Source organism: Enterobacter sp. UPMP701 (assembly GCF_053709515.1).
Map to the genome: position 1 here is coordinate 308535 of NZ_JBSKJN010000002.1, position 21061 is coordinate 329595.

Consider the following 21061-nt stretch of genomic DNA (forward strand, 5'->3'; position numbering starts at 1 on the left):
CCACCGGGCGTGAAGGCGGGTGCGGTCTGGTCTGGTGCGGCCTGGTGCCCTCACCCCGGCCCTCTCCCACAGGGAGAGGGTGCAAACACTAAAAACGGCAACCAGGTTGCCGTTTTGCTTTTACCTTCGCGAAAGCTTAAACGCAATAAACAGGAACACCACCCACACCGGCAGCAGCATCGCCGAGAGACGCATCTCATCCATGGTGCACATCAGCACCAGAATCAGCCCGAGGAAGGCGATACAGAGGTAATTCCCTGCCGGGTAAAGCAGCGCTTTGAACTGCGTCTCGCGTCCCTTGCGGCGCATCGCCGCACGGAAACGCAGGTGCGCCAGGCAGATCATGATCCAGTTCAGCAGCAGCGTGGCGACAACCAGCGCCATCAGCAGGCCAAACGCCTCTTTCGGCAGCAGATAGTTGATCAGCACCACCAGCGAGGTGATAGCGCCGGAAAGGAACAACGAATTGATCGGCACGCCGCGACGGCTGACGCGGGTAAGGAACTTCGGCGCGTTACCCTGCACGGAGAGGCCAAACAGCATGCGGCTGTTGGAGTAAACCCCGCTGTTGTAGACCGACAGCGACGCCACGAGGATAACGAAGTTAAGCGCCGAAGCGACCACGTTGCTGTTCAGATCGTGGAAAATCATCACGAACGGGCTGCTGTCGGACTTCACTTCCACCCACGGGTAGAGCGCCAGCAGTACCACCAGCGAGCCGATATAGAACAGCAGGATACGGTACACCACCTGGTTGACTGCTTTCGGAATGCTTTTGTGCGGGTCGCGCGCTTCAGCAGCGGTAATGCCAATCAGCTCCAGTCCGCCGAAGGAGAACATGATCACCGCCAGGGACAGGATCAGCCCCTTCCAGCCGGTCGCCAGGAAGCCGCCGTGCTGCCACAGGTTATCGATAGTGGCTCGCTCGCCGCCGTGGCCGGAGAACAGCAGCCACAGGCCAAAGCCGATCATGCCGATAATCGCCAGCACCTTAATCAGCGCAAACCAGAACTCGGTTTCGCCATACAGGCGCACGTTGACGAGGTTAACGGCGTTAATGATGATGAAGAAGGCCGCCGCCCAAATCCACGTGGGCACGTCCGGGAGCCAGTACTGCATATAGATGCCGGCGGCGGTCAGCTCTGCCATGCCCACCAGCACAAACATCACCCAGTAGTTCCAGCCGGAAAGGAAGCCTGCGAACGGCCCCCAGTATTTATAGGCAAAGTGTGCGAAGGAGCCGGACACCGGCTCTTCAACGACCATCTCGCCGAGCTGGCGCATGATCAGGAAAGCGATAATCCCCGCGATAGCGTAACCCAGCAGAACCGCCGGACCGGCCATTTGAATGGCGGGGCCGATGCCGAGAAACAGCCCGGTCCCGATCGCGCCGCCGAGGGCAATTAACTGAATATGTCGATTTTGCAAACCACGTTGCAGCGTCGGATTCTGATCCGACGTGGCTTCAGTGCTACCATGGCCTGAAGCGGATGACGCGTCTTTCACGCCCTACCCCTGTCTCTTTTTTAGAAGGGGCACGTTTTAACACTTCATGCTGGTGGTAGCAAGTTTAACGCCGGGCCAGCGCATGCGCCCGGCTGATTAACGTCACGACCCGATGATGCCGCCGTCCGCTTTGGTAATCACCACCGTTGACGAACGCGGACGTCCGTTCGGGCTGGCATCTGGCCAGTTGGAAACAGCGCGCGGATTGGCCGGGTCGGTAATATCATCCCCGCCCTCCCCCGGATGCTGAATGTTGATAAACAGCGTCCGGTTGTCCGGCGTAAACGCAATGCCGGTGATTTCGCACCCGCGCGGCCCGGTCAGGAAACGGCGATACTCGTTGGTGCCCGGAATGGTAGCGACCATCTGGTTATTGCCCATCCCCTCGTACGCTTTCTTATTGATGGTGCTGGAGGAGACGTCGGTCTGGATCCACAGGACGCCCTGGTGATCGAATGACAACCCATCCGGGCTGCCGAATGCCGCGCCCTGCATGGAGCCTTTGGCCTTCGGATCGTCGCCGTCGGTACGCCCGGCCATAACCAGGATATCCCACTTAAAGCGTGCGGCGGCAGGATCGGCGCCGTCTTCGTGCCAGTGCATAATATGCCCAAACACGTTGTTGGCGCGCGGGTTGGCGGCATCGACCGGCGCCTTGCCCTCTTTACCGCGATCGCTGTTGTTGGTGAGTGTACAGTAGACGCTGCCGCTGGCGTGCGGATCGACGGCAATCCACTCGGGGCGATCCATCTTCGTTGCCCCCACCGCGTCGGCCGCCAGGCGGGTTTTAATCAGCAGGTCGCCCTGGCTTTCAAAGCCGTTGCTTTTATCCAGACCGTTTTGCCCGAAGATCAGCGGCAGCCAGTCGCCGCTCCCGTCCTCGTTGAACCTGGCGACGTACAGCGTGCCGGAGGTCAGCAGCTGCATATTGGCTTCACGGTTCGCGGGATCGTATTTTTTATCCGAGACAAATTTATAGATGTACTCAAACTTCTGATCGTCCCCCATGTAGACCACCACGCGGTTATCGGCGGCGAGCGTGACGGCGGCCCCCTCATGCTTGAAGCGGCCCAAAGCGGTGTGCTTGCGCGGCGTGGAGGTCGGGTTGTACGGATCGATCTCCACGACCCAGCCGAAACGGTTGGGTTCGTTAGGGGTTTTATCGACGCTGAATCGCTCATCTACCTCGTTCCAGCGGTAGGATTCATCGCTGTCGCTGATGCCGTAGCGTTTTTCCAGCGGGTTGCGATCGGCTTTTTTGACAAAAATATCCGACCAGTTCTCCTCGCAGGTGAGATAGGTGCCCCACGGCGTATGGCCATTGGCGCAGTTTTGCATGGTGCCCAGCACGCGTTCCCCCTTCGGGTCGGCGGCGGTTTTCATTAAGTCCTGATGACGCGCCGGGCCGGTAAGCTGCATTGGCGTATTGACGGTGATGCGGCGGGCATAGGAAGACGGGCGCACCACCTGCCAGTCGCTGCCGGTTTTTTTCACTTCCACCACCGACACGCCCATCGCGTTCTGCCCCTTGCGGGCTTTGTCGAGGCTCCAGTTAGCCGTACCGTCGGTAAACAGCATCCCGTTGTCGATGTATTCATGGTTCATTGCCAGCAGGCCATGCTCCGGGTTTTGCGCCCCCTGCGGCAGGCTAAACCACGCCATACCGTCGTGGTGCATGCCCGCCTGCACGGCCTGTTCGTCCGTGGTGTTGCTGGCGTCCGGCTTAAATGCCGGCATATTGTTTTTGATCCCCGTCGCGTCACCCCAGCGATAGAACGGGCGGGCAATATAGCCTTCCGGCACTCTGACCGTGTCTTCCGTGGAGACGTCGATGCTGGTAAAGCCCAGGGAAACCGCTTTTGCCAGCGCGGAAGGCTTCGATACCGCGGCAATGGCATTTTCGGGTTTGATCAAAAAGGGGAATGAAACCGCAGCCCCCGCCACGGCGCCCATCTGGAGAAAACGGCGGCGGGAGAGGAACACCTCTGCAACCTCGGAGAAAACCGGGTTGGCGCTGCGGTTAGTAATGTCGTCGCGATGTTCTTTTTTAAAAACGGATTTGAGGGGTCTGCCCATAGCGGCTTCCTGTCATTGGCCAAGAGGTAAAGAGTTGGCGACCAGTGTAAGAAGCTTTTATTACAATTTTATAACACAGTGACGGTAGGATGGGGGCATCCGTGCCCCGGATAACGAGGTGGAACGCTTAGAACTCGTAGCCAACCGAGACCTTAAAGGTGCGCGGTTCGCCCTGAGTGATGTAGGTGCCGGAGTCGTCGACGCTGGCCCAGTAGTTCTCATTGGTTACGTTGTCGATGCCCGCGCGCACGGTCATCTGGTTTGCATTGTGGTTCACCGCGAAGCGATAGCGCATGCCCAGATCCAGCGTGGTGTAGCTGTCGAGCTTTTTGCTGTTCGCCAGGTCGGCATACTGGGTGCCGGAGTGGTTCACCCGCGCGGTCGCCGTCAGGCCGTCAACCGGCTTGATGTCGTACTCCGCGCCCAGTACGGCGTAGAAGTTCGGAATACCGACTGCATCGTTGCCCTGGTTCACGCCGTTTTTGGTTTTGGTCAGCTCGGCCTGCAGCCAGGTGGCGCTGGCGTTGAGGCGCATCCCCAGCATCGGCTCGCCGAAGACGTTCAGCTCCACGCCACGGTTACGCTGCTCCGCATCCAGGCCGTAGTGATTGTTAGCATCGAGGATCGCCGACGGCATTTTGATCTCAAACAGCGCCAGAGAGCCGCCCACGCGCCCGAAGTCCGCCTTCACGCCCACTTCGTTCTGCTTAGAGTGAACGATGCCGGTACTCTGGCCGTAGTTAGTAGCGGTGTTAGGTGCGGTTTTGCCCGGCTGCAGCGCTTCGGTGTGGTTGGCGTAGAGGGAAATTTCCTCCCACGGTTTGTAGACCACGCCGTAGGTGGGCATCCAGCGGCTACCGTCGAAACCGTCCGCGTCGTTCTCTTCGCCGGTAATTTTGTTATACCCGCGAACGACCACTTTCTGATGGCGCGCGCCTGCGGTGAACAGCAATTTGTCGTCCAGCACACCCAGCGTGTCGCTCAGCAGCCAGCCCTGGGTACGGGTGCGTCCGCTGGTCAGCGGATCGCTGTATTTGCCGCCGGAGCCGTTGAGGTTAGTGCTGTCCGGCATCTCAACGCCAGTATTGTGGTAGATGTTGGTGGTCGGGTTATCCTTCGTCGCCGACATTTTCCACGCGATTTTTTCGTTTTTGGTCATTGCGGAGTACCCGACGTTGACCTTGTGCGAGACGAAGCCGGTAGTGAAGCTACCGCGAATGCCCGCCATGCCGCTGACGGAATCGCTGATGAGGTTAGTATCAAGACGGCTGACCACCGCATTACCGCTTTTGTCCATCAGCTTCGGCGCGCTGTAGATCCCTTCTTCGTGCGCGTGCTGCGCGCCAAGGCCGGTATACGCCGTCCAGTTATCGGTGATGTCGTACTCGCTGCGCCACATCCCGAACTCGTTTTCGATATCGCTGTAGGCCCACTTCTGAGAGAAGTTACGATCGTTCTTCGGCGGTTCAGGCACAAAATCCACCGCCGAGATATTTACGCTGGTCGGGCTGCCGTGGAAGGTTTTTTTCTGATAGCCCAGGTCCAGCGAGGTACGGAAGCGGTCGCCTTTGTAGTCCAGGCCGGTGGAGAGCAGCGTGGTGCGGCGGCGGTCGTTTGGTACGCCGGTTTCCCCTTCGCGATGCACGAGGTTCACACGCGCGCCGAACTGGTCGTTATCGCCAAAGCGACGCCCCGCATCCAGCGTAGTGCCAATCTGGGAATCCGAGGTGTAGTCCACGCCCACTTTCGCCTGCGGGGTGTCGCCCGCGTGTTTCGGCTCAAGGTTGATCATCCCGCCCACGCCGGAGCTTGCCGCGCCATTCATCAGCGAGTTGGCGCCTTTGAAGATCTCGATGCGGTCGACCATCTGGGCATCCACCACCTGACGCGGCAGCACGCCGGAGAGGCCGCCAAAGGTCATGTCGTCGCCGTCAAATTTCAGGCCGCGAATGCGGAAGGTTTCTGCGCTGTTGCCGTACCCCTGAACGAACTGCACGCCCGCATCGTTGGCGACCACATCGGCAATGGTTTTCGCCTGCTGATCTTCCACCAGCTTCGAGGTATAGCTAATGATGTTGAACGGCACGTCCATGGCGTTCTGCTGGCCGAGCATCCCCATGCGCCCGCCGTTCGCCACCTGTCCGTCAAGGAAGGCCGGTACCAGCTGGTCGCCGCCGGGCTTAAAGTCGCTGGCGGGTGCTGACTGCACGACGATGGTGTCCTCTTTTTTTTCCTCCGCCGCGTGAACGGAATGTGTCGCCGCGCCAACGGCGAGCGCCAGCAGCGTTTTGTGCATGATGGTGTTGTTCATAGTTAACTCATTTTAAAGTGCGCGCAAAAATGACCCGTTGTCGGGCCTTAGAATGTATTGGGCGCAATGCAAATGAGAACTATACGCATTATCTATGTGTTAGCAAGTGTAACCGCGTACATAAGAGGGCGTGGTAGAAAAAAAGGGGAACAACCACCCCGTTTCGGGGCGGTGGCATTTATAAAACGCGCGCGATACCTGCAACATCAATGCGCACCGCCGCGCCCGGGTTCCAGCCGGGCTGACTGACGGTCCTGAGGATAACAGGCTGCTCATGCCCGGCTAACCCAAGGGTGAGCGTAGACAACTGGCCGGTGAAGTCCACGTCAAGGATCGCAATCTGGCTTTCGTGCGGCGCACATGCCGTCACGTGCAATTGCTCAGGGCGCATCATTATTCTGCCCTGCCCTGTCGCCTGCTGGTCGTCCGTCGGTACTTCACCCAGTGCGCAGACGGCATAGCCGGCAGCCAGCTGAGCGGGCAGGATCACGGCATCACCAAGGAACAGCGCCGTCTCTTCGTCAACGGGACGGGTGTAGACCTCATAAGGCGTGCCCACCTGAGTGAAACGACCAGAACGCATGACCGCAACCTGCGTGGCAAAGGACAACGCTTCGTTCTGATCGTGGGTGACCAGAATCGAGGCCACGCCTGCTTCCGCCAGCAGGTCGGCCGTTGCCTTACGCGTCATGGCGCGCAGGCCGGTATCCAGCGCCGAGAACGGCTCATCCAGCAGCATCAGCGACGGGCGCTGGGCCAGCGCGCGGGCAAGCGCTACCCGCTGCTGCTGACCACCGGAAATCTCATGCGGCCAGTGCGTCGCAAGCTGCCTGTCCAGAGAGACCATCTCCATCAGCGCCTCAACGCGCTGGCGTTTTTCGTGGCGGGTACCGTTCAGCCCCCAGGCTATGTTATTTGCCACATTGAGGTGCGGGAACAGCGCGCCCTCCTGAGGCACGAAACCGATCCCGCGCAGGTGAGCGGGAACAAAATGGTTTTCATCAAACAGCGTTTGCCCCTGCATGGCAATGCGCCCGGTGTCGGGCGTCTCAAACCCCGCAAGAATGCGCAGCAGCGTCGTTTTACCCGACCCGGACGGCCCGACAATCGCCGTCCTGCTCCCCGGCGCAACGCTCAGGTTTAAGCTGTCGAGCACCTGCACGCCAGCAAACGATTTAGAAATGGCGGTTAATTCAAGCATGTCATAGCCCTGCAATTTTTTTCGACTGAACGTAGAGAATGGCGGTCAGCGGAAGTGAAATCAGGATCATCAGCATCGCGTAAGGCGCGGCAGCCACGTAATCAATTTCACTGGTCAGCGCCCAGAAACCGGTAGAGAGCGTGCGGGTTCCCAGCGGCGAGAGCAGCAGCGTGGCGGTCAATTCGTTGCTGACGCCGAGGAAAACCAGCGCGGCCCCAGCCGCTGCACCCGGCGCGGCCAGCCGCATAGTGACGCTCCACAATGCCCTGGCGGGCGTGCTGCCCAGGCTGCGCGCCACGTTTTCCAGCTCGACCGGCGCCTGCGCAATCCCCGCCCGCAGGTTGATAAGCGCGCGGGGCATAAACATCAGCAGATAGGCCAGGAACAGGGTAATTTCCGTCTGGTAAATGGGACGAGCGTAATGAATGGTGACGGTGACCAGCGCCAGCGCCGTGACAATGCCCGGCAGCGAACTGGTGATATAGATGCACCCTTCCAGCATCCGGAAGATGCGGCGCGGGTAGCGGATCCCAAGCCACGCGATCGGGATCACGCACGCGGTCGTCAGCAGCGCCCCGCCCACGCCGAGCATTAACGTCTGGCGCAGGGAGTGCCAGAGATCGGCGCTCATCCAGTTTTGCACGCCGCCGAGCCAGATCCAGCGACACAGGACGCCCAACGGCACGCCCAGCGCCAGCACGATCAGCACGAGAAAAAATAGCTGCCCCAAAGCCGCCGCCGCAGGCTTCAGCGGCCAGCGCTTCTGTTCACGCGCGGCACCGGCGCCAATGCGCGCGTAGCGGGCCTTTCCGCGCGTCACGCCTTCCAGCACTAAGATAGCCAGACAGCACAAGGCCAGCACGCCCGCCAGCATATTGGCTGCCGGGCCGCTGAAGGTCGACTGGAACTGGTCGTAAATTGCCGTGGTGAAGGTATCAAAGCGGATCATGACGTACAGGCCATATTCCGCCAGCAGGTGCAGGGCCACCAGCAGCGCGCCACCGCAGATGGCGAGCTTAAGCTGAGGCAGCACCACGCGGAAAAAGACCCGCCAAGGCGGCGTGCCGAGCGATGCGGCCACATCCTCCAGCGTCGGATCGAGTCGGCGCAGTACCGCTGCAACCGGCATGTAGATAAACGGGTAGTAAGCTAACACGGAGAGGAACACGCCCGCAGAGAGCCCGTGCATGGACGGAACCACGCTCACCCAGGCATAGCTTTGTACAAACGCCGGGATAGCCAGCGGGGCGACCGCCAGAGCAGACCAGATGCTCCGCCCGGCAAGCTGTGTACGCTCGGTAAGCCAGGCGATTGCCACGCCGGTGACAATACACAGCGGAACTGCCAGGGCGGTCAGCCACAGCGTGTTGCTGAGCAGCTCGGCAACACGCGGGCGGAACACCAGCGCCTTAATGGTTTCCCAGCCGGTCTCAATGCCAATGGCAATGATAAAACCCAGAGGCAGAAGCGCCAGTAATGAAAACAGAACAGCTAACGCAACCATCGGCAGCGCAGGACGCCTGCGCGCAGTCTCCCGCACGCTGTTTTTGCCGATGTCGAGACTCAGACCAGACATAAGTCGTTCACTTTACTCTCAAAATCACAGCAGGCCAGCCTGGGTCATCAGCTCGATAACTTTCTTACTGTTGAGCGTTGAAGGTTCAACTTTCGGCGCATCGAGATCGTTCAGCGGAACCAGTTTCGGGTTAGAGGCCGCGTTGACACCCACCGCATATTCAAAAGCGTTGTTGGTGCGCAGACTTTCCTGACCTTCTTTACCAGTGATGTATTTGATGAACGCCTGCGCCTGCGCTTTGTGCTTGCTGGATGCCAGAACGCCACCGCCGGAAAGGCTTACGAACGCGCCCGGATCCTGGTGCTTGAAGTAATAGAGCTGAGTGTTTTTGCTGTTTTCACCGGTTTTGGACTGGTCGACAAAGCGGTAGTAGTGATAAATCACCCCACCATCAATCTGACCGGCGTTGACCGCTTTCATTACGGTGCTGTTGCCTTTATAAGCAACGAAATTGGTTTTCATTGCCTTGAGCCACTCCAGGGTGGCCTTTTCGCCTTTGAGCGCCAGCATTGCGCTCACGATGGCCTGGAAGTCCGCGCCTGACGGTGATGCCGCCCAGCGGCCTTTCCACTCGGGTTTCGCCAGGTCCATCAGCGATTTTGGCAGCTGCTGTTCGTTCAGTTTCTGCGGGTTATACACAAACACCGTGCTGCGGGCCGCAATGCCAATCCAGCGACCGTGCGCCGGACGATATTGTGCAGGCACCTGCTTCAGGGTTTCTGCCTGCAGCGGCGCAAACAGATTGGCATTATCCACCAGCACCATGGACGGCGAGTTTTCCGTCAGGAATACGTCTGCCGGTGATGCGCTGCCTTCCTGAACCAACTGGTTACCCAACTCGCTGTCATCGCCGTTACGCAGCGTGACTTTAATGCCGGTTTCTTTGGTAAAACCATCAACCCACGACTTCACCAGGTTTTCATGCTGCGCGTTATAGACAACGATACCGTCGTTGTTATCTGCGGCAACCGATTGTGTGGAAAGGAAAAGTGATGAAGACAACAAGGCAAGCGAGAAGCAGGACAGCAGGCGAGAATTCATGAACATATCCTTAGTAGAGCAACGGGAAAAATGAAGCATAGCGTTGTGGGAAAGGATTAAAGCATACAAAAACGCTAATGATAATTAGTATCAATCCAGTTTAATCGTAAAAGTGTAAAATTCCTTTATATCGGGGGTTATAGTGATAAAAATCCAGAATGGCGTGAGAGAAAAATTAAAGATTAAAAAAACCTTAAGACAGAAAATTATAAAACTTACTTAGCCTTCTATTTATTAAGATTTTATTTATCTGAAAGAGAAAAATGAAAACGTTCGAGGCTGACCAGAGGAAAATATGATTCCCTTCATACTATTATCCTCACTCGCGCCTTAGATCATTTTTACAGGCAGTAGTTCCAGCGTTCGTAAAATTTGGCTTCGATTCGACCATTTCGCCTCTCCCTCTGTAAGTATCCGGCCTTCCCGTCTGCAAATCCTCCAGGTGAGGCTTAGGCGATTTCCGATATCGCTTAATCCTCAGTTCGCTTTCCATTCTGCAAACTAGCAGTGAACCGTCACATGGTGTCAGTGAAACATCAACGACAAGCAGAGCACCGTTGATTATTACTTCTCTATAATGCGTTGCCCCGGCTCGCATGAAGTAGGTAGCCGCTGGCCTGGTTATGATGCGATTATCAAGTGATATGCGTTGCTCTACGTAGTCTTGTGATGCGAATCCCATGATGCACATTTGATTTTTACTGTATGCATACACAGTACAAAAAGGAGTGAGGCTTATCAATGCGTGATCTCTCTGCCTCCCGGTGCTAAACTCAGCGGCATCATAATTCTTATTGACTAATCATATGTTTAGTTTATTTCGAAGTGACCTGTTTATTTCATTAATCGCGAGGGGTGAGCTATGTTGAGCTCCATTTCTAATAATCTTGTCCGCTTTGTGGTGCTGATGAGTGTTATTGCTTTTTTTACGGGGTATAGCTCCGGTTATCCGGTAATGATTTTTTTAGAAATCGTCATGGTGGTCATTTTATTACAAATGGATTACCCAAACATAAATTTTTTAAACGACATAAAGAGTAATGCAGGATGAATAGTAAGATTCTATCAGTTCATTACCTTAGGGCTGTCGCTTGCATTGCTGTTTTAGTTGACCATTTTTCTGGTCTTCTGATAATAAATGGGAATCCAATACCATACCTTGAAAGAGGCGGGTTTGGTGTTGACCTCTTTTTTATTATTAGCGGATTTATAATTTACATTTCTTCAGAAAATAAATCACTTAATACGCCGGTCCATTTTATAATAAAGAGACTATTCAGAATATATCCTTTAATGATTGTAGCATGGCTTATTGGCATGTCTTTTGTCTTCGATTATCAAGGGGTGTGGGGGTTTTTCTCGCCACTAATTCTCATTTACCAGAATTATGACGGCATTGCTCCTAAGTTCGGGACTCATGCTATGGGTACGCCCTGGACTCTGGCGTATGAGTTTTTATTTTATGGTTTATTTGTCCTGGTGTTATCAATTACCCATAAACATAGAGCTTTGATATCGATTTTACTTCTGATTTTTATTCCAACATTTCTACAGATAGCATTCAACGATTCTTTCTCAATACGTAGTTCCGCGTTTGCAAAAGCTGATGAAAACATCCTACTGTATGGTCTTATCAGGATGGCGAGCAGTACTATAATGTTCGAATTTGCTATAGGTATAGCTTTAGGGGTACTTTTCAAAAAGGTTAGAAAGATTGATATAACTATAACATCGTCAACATTAATATTCTATTCAGGAGTATTGCTTACTATTGCCATACTAATGGTAAATAGTGATCAGATTTCAGAGTTCGGACTGCAAGGGTATTTCTTGCCATCAATAGTGCTATTTTTGTCTTTTTTCTTCAGAGATAAAACATACACTATAAAGCACAATGGATTTCTGGATTTCTTTGGAAATATATCATACTCCCTTTATATAACTCACTTTATTATTTACGTGTGGATAGTTCGACATCTGGATAGAGTTTGGATGGAGCCGGTGCGAGGCTACCCGATTGTGATAATAGGAATGGTTATTAGCGTAATATTTTCATGGATCTGTTACAGACTAATAGAGAAACCAGGCGTTAGGCTTGGGAAAAGATTTTCTTAATAGAGGCGGTAATTCTGCCTATTAAATTAACGTTATATATACTACTGGTGATACAATGGAAATAAAGTCATTAACAGGGGTGCGTGGTGTAGCTGCTTTTTACGTTGTTACATTTCATTTGGTTGAGCGCAATTTTGGTGGCCGCATAGATGATTTTCTAACCAACGGATACCTTGCTGTTGATTTCTTTTTCATCCTGTCTGGTTTCATTATGAGCATGGTTCATAATGAATTTTCCACAAAGGGCTCTGGAAACTACTCTTACTTCATGTTTAAGAGATTTATACGGATATATCCAGTATACATATTCCTTTATGTTGCATCTGTCTTACTCGCAAGCATTGAACATGGAATAACTGAGAGTCCGTTGTCATTTTTGATAAATGGATTGCTGCTTCAATCATTATTTGGTTTTAATTACATTGCTTCGTCATGGTCAATCTCTACTGAGATGTTTGCATATTTGCTGTTCCCGGTAATGCTAATGACTATATCTAAAACAAAGTTCATTATACCAATAGTAATTATGGCGTTGGCTTCATTGATTTATCTTTCAGTGAGCAATGAGATACTGGCCTTTTCTGTAAATGCATCGGGAGGCCTAAGATCCGTACTTAGATGTCTTGCTGATTATGCTTTAGGTGTGACATCATATGTTTTATTTGCAAATGGGAAAGTCATAAGTAAAAGAATTTCCTATGCTTTATGCTTCATTCTTGCAGCGTTCTTGGTGTTTAGGCAGGTTGATGTTTATATAATAGCATTGTGCGCATTAATAATACCTTCGCTCGTTGATGAAAGCAATGTTGTTTCCAGGGCACTATCAATTAAACCGATTCATTATCTAGGCCAAATATCGTACTCTCTATATCTGGTGCATTCCTTGCTTATTAATCAACTAAGCTTTATTTTTGATGGATCACAGCAATGGAGAACCGCGTTAATATTTGTCGCCTCGATATTAATATCCATGCTTACATATCACTGTATAGAGAAACCTTGTAGAGTGTATCTATCAAAATACGGAAAAGGATTTAATAAGAATATGTAATTCTAAACAACCCTACCTACAATGAAATACAAGTTGGTCATGTGGGTAGGGTATGGCGCTATGCATGCCTGTAACTCATTTACACTCTTGTTCCATCTGCTCTTATCCAATGGTTAGTGGTAGGATTTCAAAAGATAGGCAGTCCAAGTTGTGTATCAAAGAACTCAAATCCAGGTAGTGGGCTAAGGAATAAGCGGGTGCGCTGGCTGGAACATGAGGAAGCGAAGAGGCTTATTGAGGAATGCCCGGAGCTGCTGAAGTCGGTTGTTAAGTTTGCGCTGGCAACCGGCCTTCGTCGTTCGAACGTCATCAATATGGAATGGCGACAGATAGACATGCAGCGTCGGGTTGCCTGGGTGGACCCTGAAAAACAGAGCTATTGGCGTAGCACTGAATGATACCGCCTGTAAGGTACTGTGCGATCATATTGGCAATCATCATAAATGGGTGTTCGTCCTGATGGTAAAAGACTCCCTCAGTTAGAAATATGTGGGTTGATGACCAGAGCGCATGGAATGCAGCATGTCGTCGTGCAGGTATTGAGGATTTCCGTTTTCATGACCTGAGACACACCTGGGCAAGCTGGTTAATTCAATCTGGCGTTCCGTTATCTGTTCTGCAGGAAATAGGTGGCTGGGAAAGTATCGAAATGGTCCGTCGATATGCCCACTTAGCACCTAACCATTTAACTGAGCATGCGAAGCAAATTGACTCAATTTTTGGGGGGGATGTCCCAAATATGTCCCACACGGGAAATAAGGAGGAAGAGAACGAGACGTAAGTGCCTGTTTTTAAATGGCACGCCCTGTAGGATTCGAACCTACGACCTACGGCTTAGAAGGCCGTTGCTCTATCCAACTGAGCTAAGGGCGCACTGAGAAGAGTGTACTTCGCGGTGGTGAAACGCGAAGAATTATACGGTCAATGACAGGTGAGTCAATGCCTTTTCCGTTTTCAGGGCCAATTACCGCTAGCCGATTGTAAATACGGCTATTTTCTCAGCATTTCTTGCTGTTTCACCGTAAAATTCAGCGCTGCGAAAAGGCTTAGTTGCATTTAAGTAACGCCTGCTGTTTTCCTGAGCGTCGGCCCGTCACACTAGCGTGAGGTTTCCCGGCCGCGTGAAGGCTGACAGTTAACAGGACAATGGAGTGACAGCGCAAAACCTGATCGATACGCCCCCCTGGTTAGACTCTTTTTCGCAGGACATCGTCGGCATCAAACTCGAGCCCATCGTCGCCCTCTCCTCACAGCGTCAGGTTGGCATGGAGGTGCTTAGCATCCTGTCCGAAACCCAGTGCAGCGAAGATTTTTTCCGCCACCAGTCCGCAGGCTGGTCGATGACGCTGCTCGACGCACAGCTTGCGGCTTTAAAAAATACCCCGCACGGTAATAATCTTTTTATTAATCTGCCGATAACGGTCCTGACAGAGCCCGCGTCTTTTCAGCGGCTCATCGCTCTGAAAACCGGGCCGCTGAATATCGAACTGGTCGACTCTCCTGTCTTTATGACGTTCCCTGCCGCACAAAAGCAGAGCGTTATTCAGAACCTGCACCAGCTAAAAGAACAGGGGCACCGTATTTGGCTGGATGACATTGACGAAATCGTCGTGCAACCGTTTCTATCCTGTCGATTACCGTTAAGCGGCATCAAAATTGATAAGAACGCTTTCTGGCGTTTGCGTGCCACACCCGCGCTGAGGCAACTGGTTGCACACTGCTTTCGGCTGGCCGGGAAGGTGCTCATCGAAGGTATTGAGACTGAACGCGATCGTACCCTGGCACTGCTGGCAGGCGCAGATCTCGGCCAGGGGTATTACTGGCCGTCCTGGACATGGCCGGAGGATTAAAACGCCATTTCCAGGAGGGAGACCATGCGAATGACAGTGCGCCGTTACCGGCGGCGTCGTACAGGAAGTGATGCGCTGGGATTTACGCACTCGCCTTTTGCTCCCCCCTTTTTCGACCGACTCGAATTTTTGAGCCAGTCCATCAGCCAGCCTCGCAAAACTGATGCCCCGTTTATCATTCTGGTGACGGAGGATCATTACCTGCGCACCGGTTTTCTCAACGGGCAGTTTCCCCTGAGCAGCTGTTGCGACTACGCGACGCTGGAGGATGCGCTGAGCGCCCAGACACAATGGCCTTCGGCCCGTCTGGTTGTGGATGTTGAAAGCCGTTCCACCGGGCTTCTGGAGAAACTGGACCAGCTGAGAAGGCATAGCCTGTATCCCCCTTTCCTGACGCCGTGGCTGTTGGTCAGGGCTGATAATTATGACACCCGCCTCTTCTGCAGGGCGGCAGGTCCTTTCCACGTGCTCGAACGCCAGATCAACGCCGCAGGACTTCAGCACAGCCTGATGGACACCCGCCCTCCGCTGGGTTCCGAAAAAGAGTGGTTCTCCCGCAACGAATGGCCCATCCTCCAGGAGCTTGCCCGAGGCAGGACGTTACGTCAGATTGCCCTTCTGCAGAATCGCCCCTACAGCCGCATTATCTACCGTCTCAGCTGCATTCTGCTGAAGCTTGGGCTGAGCCATCGCCAGGAATTGTTACACCTTCTTAATAACCTCTCAGACTGCCCGTTTTAATTGACACCCTAAGCCCTTATTTCCTAAAGCACTTTAGGAATTTACTTATCTTTATTGTTACTGCCTTGTTAATTTTTAACAATAAAATCGAATTTATAACTATTCCTAATTTATGGGCTTGTACCACGCGAAATATCACAGAATGAATAAACGGCAGCACTTTCCTCCATCCGTTAAGCGAATGCAGAAGGCGTTAATAAAATGATAATGATGTAAAAACAAGCAGCTTCGCTTCACTCTCCTGGAGCGGAAAGCGAAGCGGATAGCATCTTCTCCTGTATGAGTATGGTGCGGCACGGGGACATCCTGCGGTCTTTCAGATGAAGGGCTGGCAGCCTGCGAGAGCAATTTTTCGTCTCATTGTTGAGGATTCGGGCGGCAAAACAACGCTCTCACTTGTTAACAATTAAGCAACATAAAGAGACATCTGTTATTTTTTGTTATTACATAAAGATGAAAAGATGCAGTAAATGGGATAACAGGATATTTCAGCTAAATTTAAAAAGTTAGCCATTCAGATCCAGAAGATAATATAAACCAATAAGGGACATATAATTTACAGGGTTTTCGGAAAAAACTTACTCTGTATAATAAGATGCGTACCAAATCTGAATAAGAAAAACCTTTTTGCCAACACCAGCCAAATGAGATGACCGCGCTGAGGCACCGTTCTTTTCATTACGTAAACAAGGATGCTTTCGCTCTTTCCAGGGAAATACTACGGTATAGGGATCTGCACTTTATATCCTTCCGGCATTTCGAGAGTTTTACAAAACTCTGCATAACGCTTTTAACAATCTGAGGCATTAAAAATGAAACCGGCATCCGTTATCATTATGGACGAACATCCTATCGTCAGAATGTCGATAGAAGTCCTGCTACAGAAAAATAAAAATATCACAGTCAAGCTTAAGTCTGGCGATAGCCATGAAGTTCTAGACTGTATTCGCAATCATCCTATTGATTTGGTGATCCTTGACATCGAACTCACGGGCACAGATGCCTTCTCTTTACTTAAGAGAATCAGGAACTTAAATAAAGACATTAAGGTTCTGTTCCTCTCATCTAAATCAGAGTTATTTTACGCGGGGCGTGCGATTCGCGCCGGAGCTAATGGCTTTGTCAGTAAACGAAAAGATTTGGGTGAGATCTACAATGCCGTAGAGATGATCCTGATGGGCTATTCTTTTTTCCCGTCGGAAACGCTGAACTTTATAAACCACCTGGGTTCAGGAAAAGGGATGGCAGTGGATATGCCATTATCGAATCGCGAAGTCACGGTATTACGTTACCTGGCGAATGGATTATCCAATAAAGAGATTGCTGAACAGCTACTGTTAAGCAATAAGACCATTAGCGCGCACAAATCCAATATTTACTCCAAGCTGGGCGTACAAAGCATTGTGGAATTAATTGATTACGCCAAAGCACACGAGTTGCTATAACCTGAATTCACTCCCTGCAGTTTATCCGAGCTGCAGGGAGTGCGGTCAGTGCTAATTATAATTAATCATAAACGTGGCATCCGCATCGGCCCGCCCGGGCTGAGGGTTATCGGCAGTGGCAATATAATTGGCATAGAACGAGAGTACCGCATTCCCCTGCGCATCAACCGTGACCGGTTGACTGGCCTGCTGCAGTGCCAGACGCGTTTTATCCGCATTCCTGATCTCCACGGCGACGTGGCTCGCGGTGCTGGCATCATTCAGCGCCAGCAAGCCGTTATTGCTCCCGTCTGCTTTACCTGAAAACGTAATCGATGCCGCGCCAGGCGGACAGCCGGTCAGCTTCAGCGTGAAGGGCATAGGCTGCGTGCGGCTCCCCGTGGTGTTGAGCTGCTTCGTGGGCCAGGTGCCCAGCGTGACCGTTTTGTCGCTATCGTTACCCTCTGCCACGCAGGTGAAATCGACAATATTGCCGTAGAGCCGAATGTTAATTTCGCCCAATGCGGTCTCCGCCCGAGCCTGAGTGCAAAGCGCAAAGAGCGCTACGGTAATAAAACGGATCCCGTTTCGCATGTCTGCTCCTTAGTCGTAATCCACACGCAGGTAGCCGCGCGAGGTGAAACGCCCTTCCGCTGGCTTATTGCCCGTCACACTCACCGGCCAGACCCGGATCCCCACCTGCGCCTGCGCGCTGTCATCGAGACGGAACGGGATTTTACTCGTCAGGTTGTTAGGCGTGAGCGGCGCCCCGCTCTCGTTAGCAATGATGAAGCCCACGTCCGGGTTATCCGAGACCAGCACATTATCAGAGACTTTTTCCGCCTCGACGCGCATCGTCAGCATGGCGTTTGCCTCCACGTTGGTGCATTTAATGGCAATGGTTTTGCTCTGCGATGAAACCCCCTCCGGCTTGTTACCCACGCCCGCTTTGCTGAACAAAGAGGCGCCAATGTCACCGAAATCAAATTCCACCACGTTACCGGCATTGATGGCGCAGCTTTGCGGCACCTGAATGGTTCCGCTGTAGCTAATGGTATAGACCGGCGTGGTTAACGGATCGGAGGAGGTGGTGGTGACGTAAACGCGGAACATGGTGGCTCGCGGGATCACCACCATGTTAATAAAGCGTCGCGTCACCTTGAGACGGAAAACAAGGCTCGAATCCTGCACGCCAAACGGTTTGTTTTTGGAGACATTCGGGTGGCTTCCCATCTGGATATAGCTTTTTGGCGGATAGAACACGCCCGCATAGCTGTCGGTGATTTTCATGGCCCCGTCCAGATAGTCGTTAAGCTTCAGGTACTGGTAGCCATCGCTGGTCCCGGTGATCGGGTAATCGGTAACATAGCTACGTTTGGTGGTATTCCCGACGGTGCCCTTCGGGCAGACGGCATTCACCCCCACCCACTGCGATTTCTCGCTGAGGGTCACAACCTGCCCGACCTGGTTATTCGAGCTGTTGAATTTATCCGTCAGGTCGTAGTGCACTTCCGTCGGCACGCCTTTTTCATTGACGCACACGGTCGCTAACGCGTTTGTCGCAGGCAGTAACGCCAGCAGCGGCAAGGCAAAAATGTGGATTTTATTCACAGCGGATCCCCTTAAGTGTGATCGCCTGTTGCAGGCTCTTTTCAGGCAAGCTGTACGGCGCACGGCACTGGGACTGCGCCCCGTCGCCCCACTGGACCAGAAGTTCGCCCTCCAGCGGCAGCCCACTCAGGTAAATTTGTCCGTCATCCCCCACCATGCTGGTGACGCCGCTTTTGGTCTCACGCACCACCGCGCCGAACGGCACAGGCTGGTTGCCGCGCGTCACCGTCAGCAGGGCACGCACGCCAATGCGGGTATCAAAGCTGGCGCGGACCAGTGCGCCTTTGGTCGGCACCACGCTGCTCACGTTATTTTCGATATCGGTGTTGTTGCTCATGGTGTTGGTATCCAGCGCCACGCGGTTATAGCGGTAGACGGTGGCATACGGCATCACCGCGTAGCCTCGCCAGTCGGTCTTCACGCCGGTCTGGTTTTCCACGCTGACGCCCGAAGCCCCCGGCGCTTTGATCAGCACGTTGGTGTCGCCCAGCGGCTGGCTGAAGGTCACGCCGTCGGCATGGCCGACCACCCCGCCGGAGAGCTGCCAGTTGAGATCGTGCTGATCGCGGGAGTAGTTGTAGCCTACGCCCAGCGTGCCGTAGGTCGCCTGCCAGTTGGCGCTGGCGCTCCCGCTTGAGCCATTGGTGCTGGCATGCCCCTGAGTCACGCTGTAGTTCAGGTTGCGGTCCTCCAGCAGCGTTCCACTGACGCCGGTTTGCCAGCTTGTGTCGCCATCGCTGTTTCGGCTGGCGGATGCGGTGGCATAGGCGCGGTCAATCGCGCTGTCACGGCGATAGCCCTGACGGGTAAAGAGGCTGAACGGCACGGAGACGTTAAACGACGCGATCCGGTCAGTACCGTCTATCCCCACGGATTTGTTCCACGACCACGAGACGGAGTAGTTGATCCCCTTCACGCCTCCCGCGTAGCCCAGCTGATACCAGAGGTTCGTCTCGTCAGTTCCCCAGTAGGTCTGCTCGCTACCGGAGATATAGACCGAACCGTAGTCACCGAGGGACTGAGAAACGTTAAGCTGGAAGCGGCCTTTTTTATTCCACGTCAGGTTGTGATAGCTCTGCACATCAGGGACATCGTTATCGTCCTTGCTGTCGGCGTACTGATAGCCCTCCATTGAGCGCCAGGCCACATCGTCCAGGGTGTAAAAGCCTTTTGTGGAGTAGCGGTAGCCCAGCAGCTGGAAGTTGGTGCCGAATCCGTTAAGGGATTTTGCGTAGAGAAAACGCAGCGACTGCCCCTCATGTTTGCTGTCGTCCGCGAGCTGGCTGCGGGCGTGGGTGATATCGAGCGAGACCGCCCCCCAGTCCCCGAGGTTTTTCCCGGCCCCGACGGCCACGGCGGTATAACGTGATGCCAGCTGCGTGCCGCCATACAGCGTAAAACCGTTGGCAAGACCGGTAATCAGGGTTCCCTGAGTGAAGAACGGCGTGTCCTGGTCGCTGTTACCGCTGCGGTAATCCCCCGCCACCAGGTCATATTTCCAGCGCCCTTCGCGCTGCAGGAGCGGCACCGTGGAGTACGGCACGGTGTAACGCTGCTGGCTGCCGTCCTTCTCTTCCACCGTGACCTCCAGGTCACCGCTGGAGGAGGTCGGGTTAAGATCGGTAATCGCAAATGCGCCCGGCTGGACGTAGCTTTGATAGATAACGTAGCCGTTCTGGCGAACCACCACTTTGGCGGGCGTACGCGCAATGCCACGCACGGTCGGGGCGTAGCCCTGCAGGCTGTCGGGGTACATGCTGTCAGACGAGAAGAGCCGCCCGCCGCGAAAGCCGACGCTGTCGAAAACGTCATTTCCGGTATTGCTGTCGCCCAGCACCAGCTCACTTTTAAGCGGAATGACGGTGCGCTGCGCCCAGGTGCCAATATTCTGCCACTCGCTGTGCCGCTGCCCGTTATTCTGCGTATAACGCCATGCGCCGTTGTTACGTAAGCGCCAGGCGCCGTAGTTCAGCCCGCTCTGCAGGTTCAGATAATAGCTGTCGTCTTCGCTTCCCCGGTTGCCCGTAAAGCTATAGTTCAACAGCGCGGCGGGGATGCCTTCATCCCACTGTTCTGGTGGAATATAGCCACGGGCGCTGTTCTGCATCGCCACCTGCGGCAGGCTGACATTCAGACGCAGCGAGGCAAAGTTGAATGCCGTTTCGCTGCCGGGAATCGCCGTGGTCAACGGCACGCACGTTTCGCCCTGCACGTTAGCCAGCTCGGGAAATGCCGCAACGTTGACGCCAAAGCGATCGAGCATCGCGCGCGTAATACAGGGCGACAAACCGCCCGCCACCGGCGGCGTGTTCTCGGCCTGCTCAAAGCGCACGTCCTGGGTGCCGATAAATTCATCGTTACGCCAGATATCCACGCGATAAACGCCAGGTGCCTGCTGGTGTCCTTGTTCAAAGCGCGACAAATCCGCCACGCTGGCGGTATCGTCGGACAAAAAGGCCGGGTTGAAATAGCTTTCGCTCCAGCCAGCCTGTGGCCAGAGCGCAGCCATCAGCGCCAGTGCAACCGGGCAGTAACGCCCCTGGTGGTTTTTCATCGCC

At 53.7% G+C, this 21061-nt stretch carries 16 protein-coding genes, 1 tRNA gene and 1 pseudogene; 7 read left to right on the forward strand and 11 right to left on the reverse strand.

Annotated features, from left to right (window positions below; genetic code table 11):
- Nucleotides 1–120: 120 nt before the first annotated feature.
- The 7 genes from pheP to ACWKXT_RS07025 all read right to left on the reverse strand — a co-directional run bounded on the left by pheP (nt 121) and on the right by ACWKXT_RS07025 (nt 10393).
- The gene (gene pheP, locus ACWKXT_RS06995) at nt 121–1506 is read right to left on the reverse strand and encodes a phenylalanine transporter (protein WP_454532048.1); all 1386 of its coding nucleotides are present in this window, start codon (nt 1504–1506) and stop codon (nt 121–123) included.
- A 102-nt stretch (nt 1507–1608) separates the two neighbouring features.
- Nucleotides 1609–3582, reverse strand: a complete 1974-nt coding sequence (locus ACWKXT_RS07000; protein ID WP_454532049.1) for a PhoX family protein — start codon at nt 3580–3582, stop codon at nt 1609–1611.
- Nucleotides 3583–3709: 127 nt separating this feature from the next.
- Nucleotides 3710–5893, reverse strand: a complete 2184-nt coding sequence (locus ACWKXT_RS07005) for a TonB-dependent receptor (protein WP_454532050.1) — start codon at nt 5891–5893, stop codon at nt 3710–3712.
- A gap of 178 nt (nt 5894–6071) precedes the next feature.
- Nucleotides 6072–7094 carry an ABC transporter ATP-binding protein gene (locus tag ACWKXT_RS07010; protein ID WP_454532051.1) on the reverse strand — a complete coding sequence of 341 codons (1023 nt, stop codon included), beginning with the start codon at nt 7092–7094 and terminating at the stop codon, nt 6072–6074.
- A 1-nt stretch (nt 7095) separates the two neighbouring features.
- Complete coding sequence (locus ACWKXT_RS07015; protein ID WP_454527974.1) at nt 7096–8670, reverse strand: ABC transporter permease; 1575 nt, start codon at nt 8668–8670, stop codon at nt 7096–7098.
- Nucleotides 8671–8694: 24 nt separating this feature from the next.
- On the reverse strand, nt 8695–9711 hold the full coding sequence (locus tag ACWKXT_RS07020) for an iron ABC transporter substrate-binding protein (RefSeq protein WP_454532052.1): 1017 nt from the start codon (nt 9709–9711) through the stop codon (nt 8695–8697).
- Nucleotides 9712–10030: 319 nt separating this feature from the next.
- Entirely contained in the window at nt 10031–10393 is a 363-nt protein-coding gene (locus ACWKXT_RS07025; RefSeq protein WP_454532053.1) for a HumD family translesion DNA polymerase, read from the reverse strand.
- Nucleotides 10394–10573: 180 nt separating this feature from the next.
- On the opposite strand from ACWKXT_RS07025, the gene ACWKXT_RS07030 reads away from it, so the two are divergent.
- The 4 genes and pseudogenes from ACWKXT_RS07030 to ACWKXT_RS07045 all read left to right on the forward strand — a co-directional run.
- The gene (locus tag ACWKXT_RS07030; RefSeq protein ID WP_454532054.1) at nt 10574–10762 is read left to right on the forward strand and encodes a hypothetical protein; all 189 of its coding nucleotides are present in this window, start codon (nt 10574–10576) and stop codon (nt 10760–10762) included.
- Nucleotides 10759–11826, forward strand: a complete 1068-nt coding sequence (locus tag ACWKXT_RS07035) for an acyltransferase family protein (RefSeq protein ID WP_454532055.1) — start codon at nt 10759–10761, stop codon at nt 11824–11826. Before ACWKXT_RS07030 ends, ACWKXT_RS07035 begins: the two co-directional genes overlap by 4 nt.
- Nucleotides 11827–11881: 55 nt before the next feature.
- Nucleotides 11882–12877 carry an acyltransferase family protein gene (locus ACWKXT_RS07040; RefSeq protein WP_454532056.1) on the forward strand — a complete coding sequence of 332 codons (996 nt, stop codon included), beginning with the start codon at nt 11882–11884 and terminating at the stop codon, nt 12875–12877.
- 182 nt (nt 12878–13059) lie between these two features.
- Nucleotides 13060–13658 (forward strand): annotated as a pseudogene (locus ACWKXT_RS07045) (site-specific integrase); the annotation flags it as partial.
- A gap of 15 nt (nt 13659–13673) precedes the next feature.
- Here the strand turns inward: ACWKXT_RS07045 and ACWKXT_RS07050 are convergent.
- Nucleotides 13674–13750 (reverse strand) — tRNA-Arg (locus ACWKXT_RS07050).
- Between the two features lie 278 nt (nt 13751–14028).
- Between ACWKXT_RS07050 and ACWKXT_RS07055 the strand changes: the two genes are divergently transcribed.
- The 3 genes from ACWKXT_RS07055 to fimZ all read left to right on the forward strand — a co-directional run bounded on the left by ACWKXT_RS07055 (nt 14029) and on the right by fimZ (nt 16913).
- Complete coding sequence (locus ACWKXT_RS07055; protein ID WP_454532057.1) at nt 14029–14727, forward strand: EAL domain-containing protein; 699 nt, start codon at nt 14029–14031, stop codon at nt 14725–14727.
- Nucleotides 14728–14751: 24 nt separating this feature from the next.
- Complete coding sequence (locus ACWKXT_RS07060; RefSeq protein ID WP_454527978.1) at nt 14752–15468, forward strand: helix-turn-helix transcriptional regulator; 717 nt, start codon at nt 14752–14754, stop codon at nt 15466–15468.
- Nucleotides 15469–16280: 812 nt separating this feature from the next.
- Nucleotides 16281–16913, forward strand: a complete 633-nt coding sequence (gene fimZ, locus ACWKXT_RS07065; protein WP_045328457.1) for a fimbria biosynthesis transcriptional regulator FimZ — start codon at nt 16281–16283, stop codon at nt 16911–16913.
- Between the two features lie 51 nt (nt 16914–16964).
- Here fimZ and sfmF read toward each other — a convergent pair whose 3' ends face one another.
- Genes sfmF through ACWKXT_RS07080 form a run of 3 tightly spaced genes read right to left on the reverse strand, consistent with a single transcriptional unit; the run spans nt 16965 to nt 21057 of the window.
- Nucleotides 16965–17486 carry a fimbria assembly protein gene (gene sfmF / locus ACWKXT_RS07070; RefSeq protein WP_454532058.1) on the reverse strand — a complete coding sequence of 174 codons (522 nt, stop codon included), beginning with the start codon at nt 17484–17486 and terminating at the stop codon, nt 16965–16967.
- 9 nt (nt 17487–17495) lie between these two features.
- A complete protein-coding gene (fimH, locus tag ACWKXT_RS07075; RefSeq protein WP_454532059.1) occupies nt 17496–18503 on the reverse strand; it encodes a type 1 fimbria D-mannose specific adhesin FimH in 1008 nt (335 codons plus the stop codon).
- A complete protein-coding gene (locus ACWKXT_RS07080; protein WP_454532060.1) occupies nt 18496–21057 on the reverse strand; it encodes a fimbrial biogenesis usher protein in 2562 nt (853 codons plus the stop codon). Before ACWKXT_RS07080 ends, fimH begins: the two co-directional genes overlap by 8 nt.
- Nucleotides 21058–21061: the final 4 nt, after the last annotated feature.